General features: G+C 59.0%; 13 protein-coding genes. 8 read left to right on the top strand and 5 right to left on the bottom strand.

Annotated features, from left to right (window positions below):
• Positions 1–511 precede the first annotated feature (511 nt).
• The 3 genes from HNI00_RS17695 to recF all read left to right on the top strand — a co-directional run bounded on the left by HNI00_RS17695 (position 512) and on the right by recF (position 4083).
• The gene (locus HNI00_RS17695; RefSeq protein WP_172356896.1) at positions 512–1216 is read left to right on the top strand and encodes a Crp/Fnr family transcriptional regulator; all 705 of its coding nucleotides are present in this window, start codon (positions 512–514) and stop codon (positions 1214–1216) included.
• A gap of 375 nt (positions 1217–1591) precedes the next feature.
• Positions 1592–2914: a type III glutamate--ammonia ligase gene (glnT, locus tag HNI00_RS17690; RefSeq protein ID WP_316788028.1), complete on the top strand. Its 1323-nt coding sequence runs from the start codon at positions 1592–1594 to the stop codon at positions 2912–2914.
• Between the two features lie 41 nt (positions 2915–2955).
• On the top strand, positions 2956–4083 hold the full coding sequence (gene recF / locus HNI00_RS17685) for a DNA replication/repair protein RecF (RefSeq protein WP_316788026.1): 1128 nt from the start codon (positions 2956–2958) through the stop codon (positions 4081–4083).
• On the opposite strand, the gene HNI00_RS17680 is transcribed toward recF, so the two are convergent.
• From HNI00_RS17680 to HNI00_RS17665, 4 genes are all read right to left on the bottom strand, one after another.
• Positions 4080–5099: an aldo/keto reductase gene (locus tag HNI00_RS17680; RefSeq protein ID WP_316788024.1), complete on the bottom strand. Its 1020-nt coding sequence runs from the start codon at positions 5097–5099 to the stop codon at positions 4080–4082. The two genes, recF and HNI00_RS17680, sit on opposite strands and share 4 nt — an antisense overlap.
• A 91-nt stretch (positions 5100–5190) precedes the next feature.
• Complete coding sequence (gene crtB, locus HNI00_RS17675; protein ID WP_172356888.1) at positions 5191–6117, bottom strand: 15-cis-phytoene synthase CrtB; 927 nt, start codon at positions 6115–6117, stop codon at positions 5191–5193.
• A 103-nt stretch (positions 6118–6220) separates the two neighbouring features.
• On the bottom strand, positions 6221–7648 hold the full coding sequence (gene pds / locus HNI00_RS17670) for a 15-cis-phytoene desaturase (RefSeq protein ID WP_316788023.1): 1428 nt from the start codon (positions 7646–7648) through the stop codon (positions 6221–6223).
• Positions 7649–7850: 202 nt separating this feature from the next.
• Positions 7851–8567 carry an SDR family oxidoreductase gene (locus tag HNI00_RS17665; protein ID WP_316788021.1) on the bottom strand — a complete coding sequence of 239 codons (717 nt, stop codon included), beginning with the start codon at positions 8565–8567 and terminating at the stop codon, positions 7851–7853.
• Between HNI00_RS17665 and HNI00_RS17660 the strand changes: the two genes are divergently transcribed.
• Positions 8562–8822: a hypothetical protein gene (locus tag HNI00_RS17660; RefSeq protein ID WP_316788019.1), complete on the top strand. Its 261-nt coding sequence runs from the start codon at positions 8562–8564 to the stop codon at positions 8820–8822. The genes HNI00_RS17665 and HNI00_RS17660 overlap by 6 nt on opposite strands.
• 398 nt (positions 8823–9220) lie before the next feature.
• Here the strand turns inward: HNI00_RS17660 and HNI00_RS17655 are convergent, their stop codons facing one another.
• Positions 9221–9361 (bottom strand): hypothetical protein, encoded by a 141-nt coding sequence (locus HNI00_RS17655; protein ID WP_172356882.1) that lies wholly within the window; start codon positions 9359–9361, stop codon positions 9221–9223.
• 486 nt (positions 9362–9847) lie between these two features.
• On the opposite strand from HNI00_RS17655, the gene HNI00_RS17650 reads away from it, so the two are divergent.
• The 4 genes from HNI00_RS17650 (at position 9848) to HNI00_RS17635 (ending at position 14962) form a co-directional block, all read left to right on the top strand.
• Positions 9848–10813, top strand: coding sequence for an SGNH/GDSL hydrolase family protein (locus HNI00_RS17650; protein ID WP_316788018.1), 966 nt, complete (start codon positions 9848–9850; stop codon positions 10811–10813).
• Positions 10773–12074, top strand: a complete 1302-nt coding sequence (locus HNI00_RS17645) for an FGGY-family carbohydrate kinase (protein WP_316788017.1) — start codon at positions 10773–10775, stop codon at positions 12072–12074. Before HNI00_RS17650 ends, HNI00_RS17645 begins: the two co-directional genes overlap by 41 nt.
• Positions 12075–12645: 571 nt before the next feature.
• Positions 12646–14025, top strand: coding sequence for a type IV pilus twitching motility protein PilT (locus tag HNI00_RS17640; RefSeq protein ID WP_316788016.1), 1380 nt, complete (start codon positions 12646–12648; stop codon positions 14023–14025).
• 133 nt (positions 14026–14158) lie between these two features.
• Positions 14159–14962, top strand: a complete 804-nt coding sequence (locus tag HNI00_RS17635; RefSeq protein ID WP_316788015.1) for a circadian clock KaiB family protein — start codon at positions 14159–14161, stop codon at positions 14960–14962.
• The last annotated feature ends 46 nt before the right edge of the window (positions 14963–15008 follow it).

Here is a 15008-nt window from a genome sequence, read left to right as displayed (position 1 = left end):
CCCCCACCCTCATTCTGGCCCAATCCTCATTCTGGAGGGCTAATCCTTAAACAGTCAAAGCTTTTGTAAAAGTCTCGTAAAAAACTGCGGGAGTTTACGGCGGTGCGATCCACTTTCCCGCACACTTTCAAAGGAGATTTACGTATTGTGAGTAACCTAGACTCCGTAAAATTCCCTACTATGATTGATAAAGTGTGAAGCTATTCTGAAAGCGTGCGCTAGAATCACAAGAATAATTAATTTTCTATTCTTAGATTTTGCGGTTCACTGCTGTCGGTTCCCCCTGTTGACGGTCTAAAGTTGGTAGTCCTGAATGCGGAAAGGCTGAACGAGGTCGGTACGCTAGATTACGTAAGTGGAAATATCTAAACCACCTATAACTTAAGGTTTCTGCCTGAGCAGCACTCTGCCGGTTGGGCTGAGCCGTCACATGATCTACTTCGGGGTTTGCACTTGGTTCAACGCAACAGCACACTTCGGTACGACTTACTGAATTCCCAGGACTTGCCTCATGTATTCTGTGTCTTCTCAGGCTGACTCTTCTAGACCATTTCTGACGTGGCAGCGGATTTTGGACTGGGCCCAGGAGCATTACCGCACCCGCACCTTTGCAAAGGATGAAAAGATTCCGGCGCGTCCTGGACTGCTGTACCTGGTGCAGCGGGGTGCAGTGCGTCTGGTGGGCGAGGCGCAGGTCAGCGCCAACGGCAGTTCCTCCCGCCTGCCCCGAATCAACTCCGAAGAGGCATTTCTGGGCTTTGTCGGCGCGGGTCAACCCTTTGAAATCGTGGCGCAATCGCCTTTTACGCTCCAGGCCTTTGCCCATGTCGAACAGACCTCGGTGATTTGGCTTTACTGGCACGATCTGGACAACTGGCCCCACTTTCGTCGGGAAGTGCTGGATGCCTTCCGATTGCAGCACCAGCGCAAGCTGCTGTGGCTGAGTACGCTGGGCCAGCGCCGCACCATCGATCGCCTGCTGGGCTTCATCACGCTGCTGGTAGAAGAGTTTGGCGAACCCAGTGATGATACGTACTATTTGCCCTGGTCGCTGACCCATGCCCAAATCGGCAGCGCCATCGGCTCTACTCGCGTCACGGTGACCCGGCTGATGGGCAAGCTGCGCCAGCGTGGGCTGATTCGCACCTACGGCGATAATCTGATCGCAATTCCAGCCGAATCGACCATGCTGCAAAAGCGTAACAGCGCTTCATAGGTTTTGGAAGCTAGGGCGTGTTTTAAAACCCTTTGATCCCCCCTTAGTCCCCTTAATTTGATCCCCCCTTAGCCCCCCTTAAAAAGGGGGGGAACCGAGCCGAGCCACTCCGGAAGTCCCCCTTAATAAGGGGGATTTAGGGGGATCGACTCAAGGCAATCAACGACCTAGAAAGTTTTAAGACACTGCCTAGGGTGCTGTTGTCAGGCTTTGATGTGTTCTGATGGCGCAAATGCATTCTGTGGAAGGGCGATCGCTCGATGAATTTGCGCCTGCCTCAGAAGCGCTACCTGCGGCGGTGTCAGCTATGTACCGACTGGAGGGCCGGAGTTGGTGTATAACTTCCAGGTCTAGTGTTTCGGTGACTGAGCCGCCATGTCCAATTCTTCGCCCAACTCGTTGTCTGCGATCGCCCGTGCGCGAAATATTCGCTATTTCATGATTTCCTTTACGGACCTGTTTGGGGTGCAGCGGGCCAAGCTGGTGCCTGCTGAGAGTATTGATGCGATCGCAGCGAATGGGGCGGGCTTTGCGGGGTTTGCGGCCTGGCTGGATCAGTCGCCCGCCGACCCCGATATTCTGGCCTTTCCCGATGCAGAGCGGCTATTTCAGCTTTCCTGGCGGCCCGATGTGGCGTGGCTGCCCGCTGACTTGCACCATGTCGATGGCCAGCCCCTAGAGCAAGCGCCGCGCTTGGTGCTAAAGCGAGTGATCCAGCAGGCGGCAGAGATGGGGCTACGGGTGAAGACGGGCGTGGAGTGCGAGTATTTTTTGCTGTCGCCCAGCGGGGAGGAGATTTCCGACGCGGGCGATCGCCAGAGCAAGCCCTGCTACGATCAGCAAGCCCTGATGCGCCGCTACGACGTGATCCGCGAGATCTGCGACAGCATGATCGCCCTCGGCTGGGGGCCCTATCAAAACGACCACGAAGACGCAAACGGTCAGTTTGAAATGAACTGGACTTATGACGATGCGCTGGTGACGGCCGATCGGCAGGCGTTTTTCAAATACATGGTCAAGTCCATTGCCGAAAAGCACGGCCTGCGGGCCACCTTTATGCCCAAGCCCTTTGCCCACCTGACGGGCAACGGCTGCCATGTCCATTTTTCAGTCTGGGATAGCGCTGGAGACACCAACCTGTTTGCAGACCCAGAGGGCGAACTGGGGCTATCGCCGCTGGCCTACCAGTTTCTCGGCGGCGTGCTGCATTCTGCTGAGGCGCTGTGCGCGATCGCCAACCCCACGGTCAATTCCTACAAGCGGATCAACGCGCCCGTCACGACCTCTGGAGCCACTTGGTCGCCCAACACCGTCAGCTACAGCGGCAACAACCGCACCCACATGGTCCGCATTCCCGAAGCCGGCCGGTTTGAGCTACGCCTGGCCGACGGTGCGGCAAATCCCTACCTGCTGCCCGCCGCCCTGATCGCCGCCGGACTCGACGGCATTGCCCAAAAGCGCGACCCCGGCCCCCGCTACGACAACAACAGCTACACCGAGCCGCTGCCCCCTGGCACAGTGCCCCAACTGCCGCTGTATCTGCTAGAAGCCCTGCGCCGATTTGAGGCCAGCCCCGTGCTGCCCCAGGCGCTAGGCCCTGCCTTTACCCAGGCGTATCTGAAGCTCCAGCGACAAGCCTGGAACGAATACAGCGCTCACATTTCCACCTGGGAACGAGAGACGACGCTGGACTGCTAGGCTAGGGATTACCGCAAGCTGCCCCTGATTCCCGCCCGCTCATGTTCCTCCGATCGCTGCATCTGCGCCAGTTTCGCAACTACCGGGATCAGGCGGTGAGTTTCGCTGCGCCGAAGACGATTTTGGTGGGCGACAATGCCCAGGGCAAATCAAACCTGCTGGAGGCGGTGGAACTGCTGGCCACGCTGCGATCGCACCGCAGTAGCCGCGATCGCGACTTAGTGCAGCAGGGCAGGGAGGACGGCAGCATTGCCGCTCGGCTGGAGCGAGACAGCGGGGCGGTTGATCTGGGGCTGATCCTCCGCAGCAGCGGGCGGCGCACCGTCTCGCTGAACGGGCAAACCCTGAAGCGCCAGGTAGACTTTCTGGGCACCCTGAGCGCCGTGGAATTTTCCAGCCTGGATTTGGAACTGGTGCGGGGCGGGCCGGGGCATCGTCGCCAGTGGATTGATACCCTGTTGACCCAGCTTGAACCCGTCTACGCGCACCTGTTGCAGCAATATACCCTGGCGCTGCGCCAGCGCAATGCCCTGCTCAAGCAATCTTCCAGCCGTACCGAGGCCGCCATCCCGCTGGATCGCGCCCAGCTTGCGGTGTGGGATGCCCAGCTTGCGACTCTGGGCACGCGGGTCATCCGTCGCCGGGCCCGGGCGATCGCCCGCATTGCCCCCCTTGCAGAATTCTGGCACAGAGACATCAGCGGCAGCCGAGAAAGCCTAGAGATCCGCTATGCGCCCAGCGTGCCGATGGAAAAAGATGACCCGGCGCTGATTCAGCAGGCGTTTTTGGAGAAAATTCGGCAGCGGGCGATCGCCGAACAGGTGCAGCACACCACCCTCGTCGGCCCCCACCGCGACGAAATCGAGTTCACCATCAACCACACGCCTGCGCGTCAATATGGCTCCCAGGGGCAGCAGCGGACCCTGGTGCTGGCGCTGAAGCTGGCCGAACTGAAGCTGATCGAATCCGTTGTGGGAGAGCCGCCGCTGCTGCTGCTGGACGACGTGCTGGCCGAACTAGACCCCAAGCGTCAGCACAAGCTGCTAGACACGATTCAAGATCGGTTCCAAACCCTGATCACCACGACGCATCTGGATTCTTTCGATTCGCAGTGGCTCCGGTCGTCGCAGGTGCTAACTGTGGTGGCGGGACAGATTGCGCCAGCCTAGCCCCGATACTCGTCGCCGCAGTCGCCAATTTGGTTGAGCAAGTTGCGCGATCGCCCCGAAACCTGCTCAATTTGCTGCCAGTCGTTGGCATCCAACTGGAAGTCAAACACGCGGGCATTGTCGGCGCGGTGTTCGGCAATGCTGAGGCGCGTGCCCACGATGACCCCCGCCACAGCCGGCCGGTCGAGAATTGCCCGCACTGCCACGTTGGACAGGCTCACCCCATGCCTGCGGGCGATCGCCTCCAGGGTCTTCAGCAAGTCCTGAAACAAGTCCCAGCCGCCCCAGGCATCAATCATGCGTTTGTATTTTTGCTGAGAAACGGTCGCCAGTTCGCCCCGGCGCGGCTCTGGTTTGCCCAGGTAGCGATCCGACAGAAAGCCGCCGCAGAGCGTACCGTAGGTCAGCAGATGTACACCCCGCTCCTGACACAGCTTTGCCATGTAGGCCTCCGGGCGGCGATCGACCAGGGAATACTGCACCTGGTTCGACACGATTGGGATGCCGCTGTCGAGGATGATTTGCAGATGCTCGGTGTCAAAGTTGGTAAGCGCCAGATGGCGGAGTTTGCCGTCGCGCTGCAAATCGACCATGTGCTTCAGCGCGTCCAGATAGGCCGGGTCGCCATAGTCCCACCAGTGAAACTGGAGCAAATCTAGGCAGGGCGTGGCCATGCGCTGGCGGGATACGTCGATGCTGCGCTCTACGACAGCGCGGGGCATCGGGCCCGGCCGGGGCACCCATTTGGTAAAGGCCTGAACCTGAGACAGCGCCGCCTCGCCCCGCGTGGCCGCCAACTGCTGCCGAAACGCGCCGATGAAATCCTCCGCCGGGCCGTAGTGATCTGCCAGATCCCAGGTGGTGTAGCCCGCGTCGAGATAGTCCACCATGCTGGCGATCGCCCCCTTTGGATCGATCCGGCCGTGCGCCCCCGACACCTGCCACATCCCATTCAGCAGGCGGCAAATGGTCAGATCTGGGGTGAACTGAAAGCGGCTAGAGACGGGTAGCAGCATAGAACAGGAGGCTTCATTTCAGGGATCACGGGTCAGGCAAAACGGCTATTCAACCGGGGCTTTTCAGGCTTGATCCGTGCCAAAGGCAGCCCTACAGCACCTCGGCCCGCAGACGCGCCAGCGGCAGGCTCAGCAGCTTGCGCGGGCCCGATACATAGGCTCGCTTGCGAAACACGTCGTAACGATTGCGCTCGATCGCATCCAAGATCTGGCGATAGAGCATCAGCGCCGACCACACTGGGAATCGGGCATCCCGACTGAGCAGGCCAACGCCGCTCTCGGCCTGGACAAAAAACTTTCGCGCCCGCTGAATCTGGAACTTCATCAACTCTCGCCAGCGCTCGTCCACCACGCCGTTAAACAGGTCTGCCTCGGTGTAGTTGAACAGGGCGAGGTCTTCTAGGGGCAGGTAAATCCGACCCCGCCGCGCATCTTCGCCCACGTCGCGGAGAATGTTGGTGAGCTGGTTGGCAATGCCGAGGGCGATCGCCTCCTGCGTTGGATCAACCGCACCCCCTTTGCTCCAGGGAGCCGTGCGGCGGCTCTCATCTACGCCCATCACGGCCGCCGACATCAGCCCCACCGTACCCGCCACGCGATAGCAATACAGCTTTAGCTCCTCAAAGGTTTCGTAGCGGTTGCGATACAGATCCATCCGCTGCCCTTCGATCATGTCGCGGAAGGGCTGGATATCCAGCGGAAAGCGCTCCAGCGTATCCACCAGCGCCACGTCCACATCCTCCAGCGGATGCCCCGCAAAGATCGTTTCTAGGTTTTCTTCCCACTGATCGAGCGTTTCATCCGTGGTGTAGGCTGCCTCTGCTCCGTCCACCAGTTCATCCGTGCGCCGACACCAGACATAAATCGCCCAAATCGCCCGGCGCTTTTCTTCCGGCATGAGCAGCGTCCCAAGATAAAACGTCTTGGCATATTCCTGGGTGATCTGGCGACAGCGCTCATAGGAATCGTCCAGAGATACCAGGACGGTTTTGCAGGAAGGCTTCGGCAGTTGCAGCATTACATCGCAGGGCTGGAGGAATACAGTTAAACCTATCAGTAATCCGTCACCTGCGGTTCATTTGAAACGATTAGCATTCCAGAAATGAAACCGCTGGAGTGATTTATCGGGCTGAAGTGGCCACCAGATCAGGCGGCACAGAATCGACCGGAGAGGCGGGGAATCGCTGGGCGATCGCCTCGGCCGCCTGCTTACCCGACAGCACTGCACCCTCCATGCTGCCTAGGTAGCGCTGCATGGTGTAGCTTCCGGCAAGGAAGAAGTTGTCGATTGGCGTTGCCTGGTCAGGGCGACACGCCTGCATTCCCGGTGCGGCCGTATAGACCGAGCGCGGCGTTTTCACGATTTTGTATTTCAGCAGCGTGGCCGGATGGTCGCCCGCCAGGTCATCTGGGAAAAGCTTCTTCAGTTCTGCCATCGTCGCTGCCAGAATTTCCGCCTCGGACTTGTCAATCCAGTCCTTTGCCGGAGCCAAGACCAGCTCTAGCATCGAGCGGTCGGGGTTGGCGTATTCGCGGCAGGTGTTGCTCATGTCGGCATAGACGCTGAGCAGGGGCGATCGCGAAAAGAGCAGCTGATCCACATCCGTCAGCTTGCGGTCAAACCACAAATGAATGTTGATCACGGGCACGCCTTCCAGCGCCTCCATCTTCTGGAAGAATTCCAGCTTCGTCCACGGCTCCGGCATCAGCGCCTTCATCACATCCACGGGCATCGCAGATACATACACATCCGCCGTCACCACCTCATCCGGCGCACCGTCCAGCCCGCGCACCGCAAACCCGCATACCGTACCGTCTTCGTTTAGCAAAATCTGCTTCAGCGGCTTCTTCAGCAGCACCTCGCCGCCGCGCTCGGTCACATAGTCCACAATCGGCTGACACAGGCGCTCCGTCGGCGACCCATCCAGAAACGCCACCTTTGAGCCGTAGCGCTCCTGCAAAAAGCGGTTCAGCGCCGTCAGAGGAACCGTTGCCGACACGTCTTCAGGATTGATAAAGGTGAGCGCCTTAGAAGCAGCCACAAAAATGTCGCTGTTGACCCGCTCGTCTACGCCTTGCAGCCGCAGCCACTCCAGCAGCGAGTACTTATCCATGTTTTCCACATACTGCTGACCGCGCACCACCGCTGGCAATAGCCCAATGGCAAAGCGAATTTTCTGATTCCAGGTCAGCATGTCGTTGTTGCGAAGAATCGACAGGATGACGTTGAACGGTGCGGGAATATCGGGCACGTCGAAGCGCGACAGCACGCCGGGCTTCTCCGGCTGGTTGAAGATCAGCGTGTGTTCTTTCCACTGGAGCCGATCTTCAATGTTCAGTTCCTTAAACAACTGGAGCATGTTGGGGTATGCCCCAAAAAAGACGTGCAGCCCGGTTTCATACCAGTCGCCATCGGCATCCTTCCAGGCGGCCACCAGCCCGCCCAGCACGTCCCGGCTTTCCAGCACGATGGGCGTGTGCCCTGCGTCTACTAAATACTTGGCGCAGGCTAACCCGGCCAATCCTCCCCCTGCGATCGCCACCCGCATGTACGCGCTACCCTCTGAGATACCTGTTTACACTAGCTCTCATTATATGTTGCAAACTGTAACAAAGCGGGCCGTCAACGGGCATTTTTCCGAGATTTGCCGCTTGAGGAGGGTTCATTTGATCCCCACTCGGAGCATTCGCCCAAAGCATTCGCCCAAGCATCAGCCAATATTAGCCAAAAAATTTAGCCAAAAAATAAGGTTAGCCCAAAAACAAGTGGCTCTCAGGCTGGATGTTGATCTCCAGCGGCACTGCCTGGGGTTCTGCCGTGAGAGCAAACAGAATAGCGTCGGCCGCCGTCTCCGGGCGCAGCATCTTCGTGCGATCGACCTTGAGGCTGACCTGATCCCAGAAGGGCGTATCCACGCCACCAAAGTAAAACAGGGTGAACTTCACGCCAAAGCGCTTTAGCTCGTCTGCCATGCACTTGCTGAAGCCCACCACGCCAAACTTGGAAGCGCAGTAGGCCGCCGCCATCGCCATCGGGTGCTGTCCCAAAATCCCAACCACGTTGCAGATGTGCCCTGACTTGTGTTCCTTCATGACGTTGGCGGCGGCCTGACAGGTGTAGAAGCTGCCCTTCAGGTTCAAATCCAGCATGGCATCCAGGTCGGCGGGTTCGAGCTTGTTGTACTGCTTGAGAATGCCTGCGCCCGCTGCGTTTACCAACACGTCTACCTTGCCGAATTGGGCGATCGCCTTTTGCATCAGCGCTTCGGCCTGCTGCGGGTCGGTGATGTCTGTTGGCACGGCCAGCACGCCACCGGGCGCACCAGCCAGCGAATGGGCCAACGGGTTCAGCGTCGCTGTATCTCGCGCCGCCAGCACCAGCGCTGCACCCAAGGGAGCCAGCTTTTGCGCCAGTGCCGACCCAATGCCCCCCGTTGCGCCCACAATGACAACCACCTTGCCTTGCATAACCCGCCCCGCTTCTTTACATTTCTTAATTTCACTCCTCATCATATCGCCTTGCTCGGCACGGTGCATCTGCCCAATGCCAGCCCTAATTCCAGCATGGGTACGGGTGGGAAACCGAGCAAGCATGGCGATCGCCCGTCTGCGGGGATCATGGCCGACAGCCGCTTTGCCGAGTTCCAGTCCGGTTTGGCAGCGGGTAAGAAATTAAGTTTAGTCACAGGGCGATCGCCCGCCGATTTGCCAGTGGTAGCTTAGACTACAGGCACGTTTCTCAATCAATCTTCCCGGACGGGGCCTGTGCCTCCTGCCTCGCTACCGGACGCGGCGATCGCTTACGGCTTGTAATGCTGCTTTGATTGGGGCATATCAGCCTAGCAATGGTCTAGAACCTTCTGTTTCGTCTAGATGCTCGGCTGCATCGCCCAAGCTCCTCTGCCTCCGAAAGAGGCATCGGCGTGCAGGCTCAAGAGCGAGTGCTGCGGGTTCAGCCTACACTGAATTAAAATTCAGCATTCACGCCTTTTGTCCCTGGCATTGGGAACTAGGCGTATTCAACGCAAACAATTAAATACATTTGAAATTGAAAAGGTCTGCTCTTGGGCAGACCTTTTGGCGTATGTTTGCGTATGTTGGCGTATCGCAGACCTCGTGGGCTACGGCAGCGCGTAGGCAGACTGGAGCGCCCACAGAATCAGCGCCGCAATGCTGCCCAAAATCAGCACCGCCGAGAGCGTCAGCGCAATTGGACTATCTGCGCCGGGGAATTTCATAATGCCTCGATTCCAGTCTGTCATAAGTACCAATCCTTGCTAAATAAGTAGAGTTTAGAAAGTTTAGAAACGATAGGACCTACGCACTTGCGATTAAGTTGTCTGGGTTTTGGACGATTTCTCGCGTGCGTAACTCCTAAACGTTCCAGAATTGATCAATTCAGAATTGATCAACCGCTGAAGTGACTCTGAAAACGCGGTTTGGGCAGCGCCCTGGCCGGCTTGATCCTGCAACGAACCGAATCCCCATTGGCTGGATGCAGTCTGGCGAGATTCAGGACAGCGAGATGGGTTGCGGCAGAGTGATTGGGCAATCCGAAAACAGTCGAGAATGCATCAAGAATTATGTAATGCATCAAGAATTATGTAGATAGATCGACGCGAATGCCGGACAAACTGCGCCAAACCGACTTGATTTTAACCACACTTTTTTCACTTGAGGGTTATGTGGCTCACCTCTGCACAGTTTTTAAGATTTAGAACAGAATTCTTCGAGGATGAACCAGCAGCATGGATTGGGAGAGGCTGATGCGGGCGATCGCCCAGGGGGGGCCGGCCGGGCTGCTGCTGGCCGGGCTGCTCTTGCTGGAACTGGGGCTGCGGGTGCTGGGCCTGGGCAATCCCCCGCTCTACGTTGCCGATCCAGAAGCGGGCTATCGGCTGCGCCCCCATCAGCGGCTCCGGCGCTGGGGCAAGCGTATGGTGATCAACCAGCACAGCCTGCGGAATGCTGGCGAGATGCCCCCAGCAGGCTGGCGGGTGCTGCTGCTGGGCGACTCTATTGTTCACGGCGGCATCTGGACAGACCAGGCGCACACGATTTCCGAACAGGTGCGGCAATTTCTCGCGCTCCGGCTGGGCAGACCGGGCATTGTGCTGAATGCGGCCGCGCCCTCCTGGGGGCCGCAAAACCAGTGGGGCTATTTGCGGCAGTTTGGCACCTTTGGGGCGCAGGTGGTGGTGCTGCTGCTGAACACAGACGACCTGTTTGCGCCGTCGCCGACGGACTGGCCCGTGGGGCGCGATCGCCAATATCCCCGTCGCCGGCCGCCCCTGGCCCTATGGGAAGCCCTGTCGCTGCTGCTGCCCTACCCTACCCAGCGCCCTGCGACCCGTCCGCCCAGCGGCGACCCCGTTGCCGATAACCTGCTGACCATTGAACAAATGCGTCAGTTTGTGCAGCCCCAAGCGCAACTGCTGGTGGCGCTGTCTCCCCTGCGGCGAGAATTAAAGCAGCCTGGCCCGCGAGACTATGAACAGGTCGCTCGCCAGCGCCTCCGCACCTTGCTGGCAGCGGGCAATGTGCCGTTTCTTGACCTGCTGCCTCGGTGGAACGCGCTGCGAAACCCCGAAGCCCTCTATCGCGATGGCATCCACCCCAGCCCCGCCGGAAACACGCAAATCAGTCAGGCGATCGCCGAATTCATCCTCCACCATGCCAACTGCCACCTCTCTCCGCACCTTTCTCGGCATTGACTTTGGCACCTCCGGCGCACGGGCGATCGCCATCAATGCCAGCGGCGAAATCGTGGCGCAGACCAGCCTGCCTTTCCCAAGCATTCCGTCCATCGCTCTCGCCGACACCTGGCGAGACACCCTCCTGGCGCTGATTGCCCAAATTCCGGCTGAGATTCGCCAAACCCTGGCGGCGATCGCCCTCGACGGCACCTCTTCTACCGTCCTCCTGTGCGACGATGCCGGAATTCCCCTGGCCGAACCCCTGCTCTACAACGATGCACGCGGTGCGGCAATGCTAGACCGGGTGAGGGCGATCGCCCCGCCCCAGAACACCGTCCTCAGCGCCACCTCCAGCCTTGCCAAGCTCCTGTGGCTCCTCAGCACGCTGCCCCCGGCCCCAAACGCTCCCCCCCCGCACCTCCTCCACCAGGCCGACTGGCTGGCCTTCCTGCTGCACGGCCGCCTCGGCCTCAGCGACTATCACAACGCCCTCAAGCTGGGCTATGACGTGGGCGCACTGCGCTATCCCGACTGGCTGCTGGCGGCCAACCTGCCTGTGCAGTTGCCCCAGGTAAACGCGCCCGGTACGGCGATCGCCCCGATTTTGCCCGACTTGGGCGATCGCCTGGGCATTCCCGCCACCTGCCAGATCTGCGCGGGCACCACCGACAGCATCGCCGCCTTCCTCGCTAGTGGAGCCAGCACGCCGGGGCAAGCCGTCACCTCGCTGGGGTCTACGCTAGTCCTCAAACTGCTCAGCACCGTTCGGGTAGACGACGCTGCCAGCGGCATCTACAGCCATCGGCTGGGCAATCTGTGGCTGGTGGGCGGTGCATCGAACACGGGCGGTGCGGTGCTGCGGCAATTTTTTAGCGATGCCGAACTTGCTGCACTCAGCGCCCAGATCGACCTGTCTCGCCCCAGCCCGCTGGACTATTACCCCCTGCCCAAACCGGGCGATCGCTTTCCCATCAACGACCCCAACCTGCCGCCCCGCCTGGAGCCGCGCCCCGACAATCCCGTGGAATTTCTGTATGGGCTGCTGGAAGGCATCGCCCGCATCGAAGCCCTGGGCTATCGGCGGCTGGCAGACCTGGGCGCAACGCCATTGCGAGAAGTGCTGACCGCGGGCGGTGGGGCGCAGAATGAGGCTTGGACAAACGTGCGATCGCGCCTGTTGCAAGTGCCCGTCCTGCCCTCTCCCCACACCGAAGCCGCCTATGGAACTGCACGCCTGGCCCGCGCTGCTCTCCGTCCCGATGGTGATTTTGGATTTTAGATTGGCGATTTTGGATTGGCGATTTTAGATTGCTAGACTAAGCGCACGCAGGGCTTCCATCGGTTTCATCGGTCGTGCCGTTCTAGAGAGCCGAGATAGTCCCAAAACCCAAAACCCAAAACCCAAAATCCCAATTTCGCTCACCGCATCACCGACTCAATCACCCATCTACCCAATCACCCATCTAATCACCTATCTAAAATGATGTTTCACTTCCCCATCTTGGGAATTCTCAAGGGGGTATCCTACGGGATTCGTAATTTCTTGAGTATGCTGTTATCCATTAGGACTTACGCAGTTAGACAATTTCTCGCGAGCGCAGCCTGCGAGAAATTGTCCAAAACCCAGAGAGCCTATTGCAAGTGCGTAAGTCCTGCCCATAATCAATGTAGATTATGGAGATTGAGCTAATTTGGCAATCATCTAGACGATCCTCTACTGGTTAGGGATTGAAATCTGGCTTAACCAAACTCTGGATGAACCGAAATCTGGCTTAAATCTGGCTTAACAGTGTCCGCTCAGAAACGCCGCCAGTGAACACGCTTCCCCATCGTTTGCGAGACGTGGACTTATGACAGACGCACAACGCCCAAGCATTCCGCCCAACTCCGTTCCCCGTACGCCGCCACCGCCGGGTCGTCCGCCTGCCAGCGCTCCACCGATGGGCGATCTGGGGCAAACCAGCCAGCAAATGCCCTCGCAAACCTTTGCATCGACCCAGGCCAATACAGCACCCGGCACTCGCGTCAACCCTGCTCCGGCGGGTGCAATGCCCGGAATGGGCGCTCCAGCGGTGAAGCCGCCGCCCACACCCGCGCCGCCGCCCATGATGGGACACCGTCCCGCTGCGCCGCCGCCGATGCAGACCTCCCGCAGCAAGGCCGCACCGGGTCAGCCGACGCTGGCGCAAATCGTTCGCGAAGCCTACGACAAGGGCTATTCCGATATTCACTTGGGCGTGGGCGAAGCACCCCGCTTCCGCAACCGGGGCGAGATCGACATGACCGAGTATCCAGTCACCGATCTCGATACCTTCTTTAGCTGGCTGCAAGAAATTCTCTCGGATGCCGAGATTCAGCGGTTTAAGGACACGCTCGACTTTGACGGCGCGACGCAATACGACTTCGCCCGCGTCCGGATCAATATCTTTGATTCGCTGCGCGGGCCGGCGATGGTGATGCGTCTAATTCCGCTGAAGATCTTGACCATTGAGCAGTTGAACTTGCCGCCTGTGTTTAAGGAAATCTGCCATTATCACAAGGGGCTAATCCTGGTGACAGGGCCAACCGGGTCAGGTAAATCGACCACGATGGCGGCGATGGTGGACTATATGAACAGCGAAATGCCCAAGCATATCGTCACCATTGAAGACCCGATTGAATTTGTCCACACGAGCCGCAAGTGCCTGATCCGCCAGCGGGAAGTAGGCATTCACACGATGAAGTTTGACGCAGCGCTGAAGGCCTCGCTGCGGGAAGATCCGGACGTGATTCTGGTGGGGGAAATGCGGGACATTGAAACCGTGAACACCGCCCTGAAAGCCGCGCAAACAGGTCACTTGGTGATGGGAACGCTGCACACCAACAGCGCTGTGAAGACCATCGAGCGGATTTTGGGTCTGTATCCGCCGGATCAGCAGGAACCCATGCGGGTGGCGATCGCCGAATCGCTGGTGGCCGTCATCGCGCAGGGCCTCTGCCGCACCACCGACGGCAAGCGGGCCGCCTTCCACGATATCTTGATCAACACGGACGCAATTCGCGACTATATCCGCAAGGGCGATCTGGACGAAGTGGAAGCGCTGATTCCGCGATGCAACTTTGACGGCATGTGTACGATGAACCAGTCCCTCTATAAGCTGTATGAGGCGGGACGGATCACCGAGGAGACGGCGCTGGAAATGTCGCCCAAGCCCAACGAAATGGCGCAGATTCTGCGCGGGCGCGTCTAAGTCGCAACGCTCAACGGTTCCTGGGGTGGATTTTTCGGACTGTATCGGGTGCGAAAGATCCACCCTTCTCGCTTTTTTGCACATTCCTGTTTTTGCACATTCCTTCACCCCTGTGCCTAGCGGTTGATTTTCCATGAAAGCCCCGTTACCAGAGCTATACAAGGGAATTGCCCTGTTTACGCCGGGGGGCGACCTGGTGTATTGCATCGATCCAGACAAGCAGAGCCATTGGCATTTGCACCTGTGCGCGGCGCTCCAGGAGTGGCTCGATTTGTCGGAGCCGCCGCTGTTCCTCGTGCCGTGGTACACCGCGTCTATCGACCGCTGGCGATCGCCCGAAAACCAGTCCATCCTCACATCCGCTGAGGTGTATCCCCTGGTGGCGCGGCATCAGGCCGTGCTGAATGCCGTCTTTGGCACTGGGGACTTGCTCTGGCAAACCGTGCAGCCGCCCGACAACCTGGACGAGTCGCTGATGCTGCTGACCTATCAGAGCCGCTTTCCCGAACTGTGGCGATCGCACGATTTGGTGATTCGCTATGAGTCTCCGACAATTCAGCAGGTCAGCCAGCCAGAGGCTCAGCCATCGTCCTGGAGTCGGCTATCGTGGCCAGCCCAGTCGCCGGATTTCTCCGAACAGGGCTATGTGCTGCGCCTCTATGTGTCGAGCAACAGCGACGTGACGGAGGCAATTTTAACGAACCTGCACCGCCTGCTCGAAGACCTGATTCAGCAGCCCTACACGCTGAAAATCATTGACGTATACAAGTTCCCTGAGCTGGCCGAGCAAGACCAAGTGGCAGCCACCCCCACCCTTGTCAGAGTTTGGCCAGAGCCAGTCCGCCGGGTCACTGGGCGGCTCGAAGATGCCAGCCGCGTCATGCAACTGCTACTCGCCTCGAACGGAGAGATGGAAAGCGGGATGATGGAGAGATAGGGCGCGAGCAGCCTGGAATGACAAAAAGCTCTCTTAACTCCGGCAG

The organism is Thermoleptolyngbya oregonensis NK1-22 (assembly GCF_032705245.1).
Classification (GTDB): Bacteria; Cyanobacteriota; Cyanobacteriia; order Elainellales; family Elainellaceae; genus Thermoleptolyngbya; species Thermoleptolyngbya sichuanensis.
This window is presented reverse-complemented; position numbering and strand designations above follow the sequence as displayed.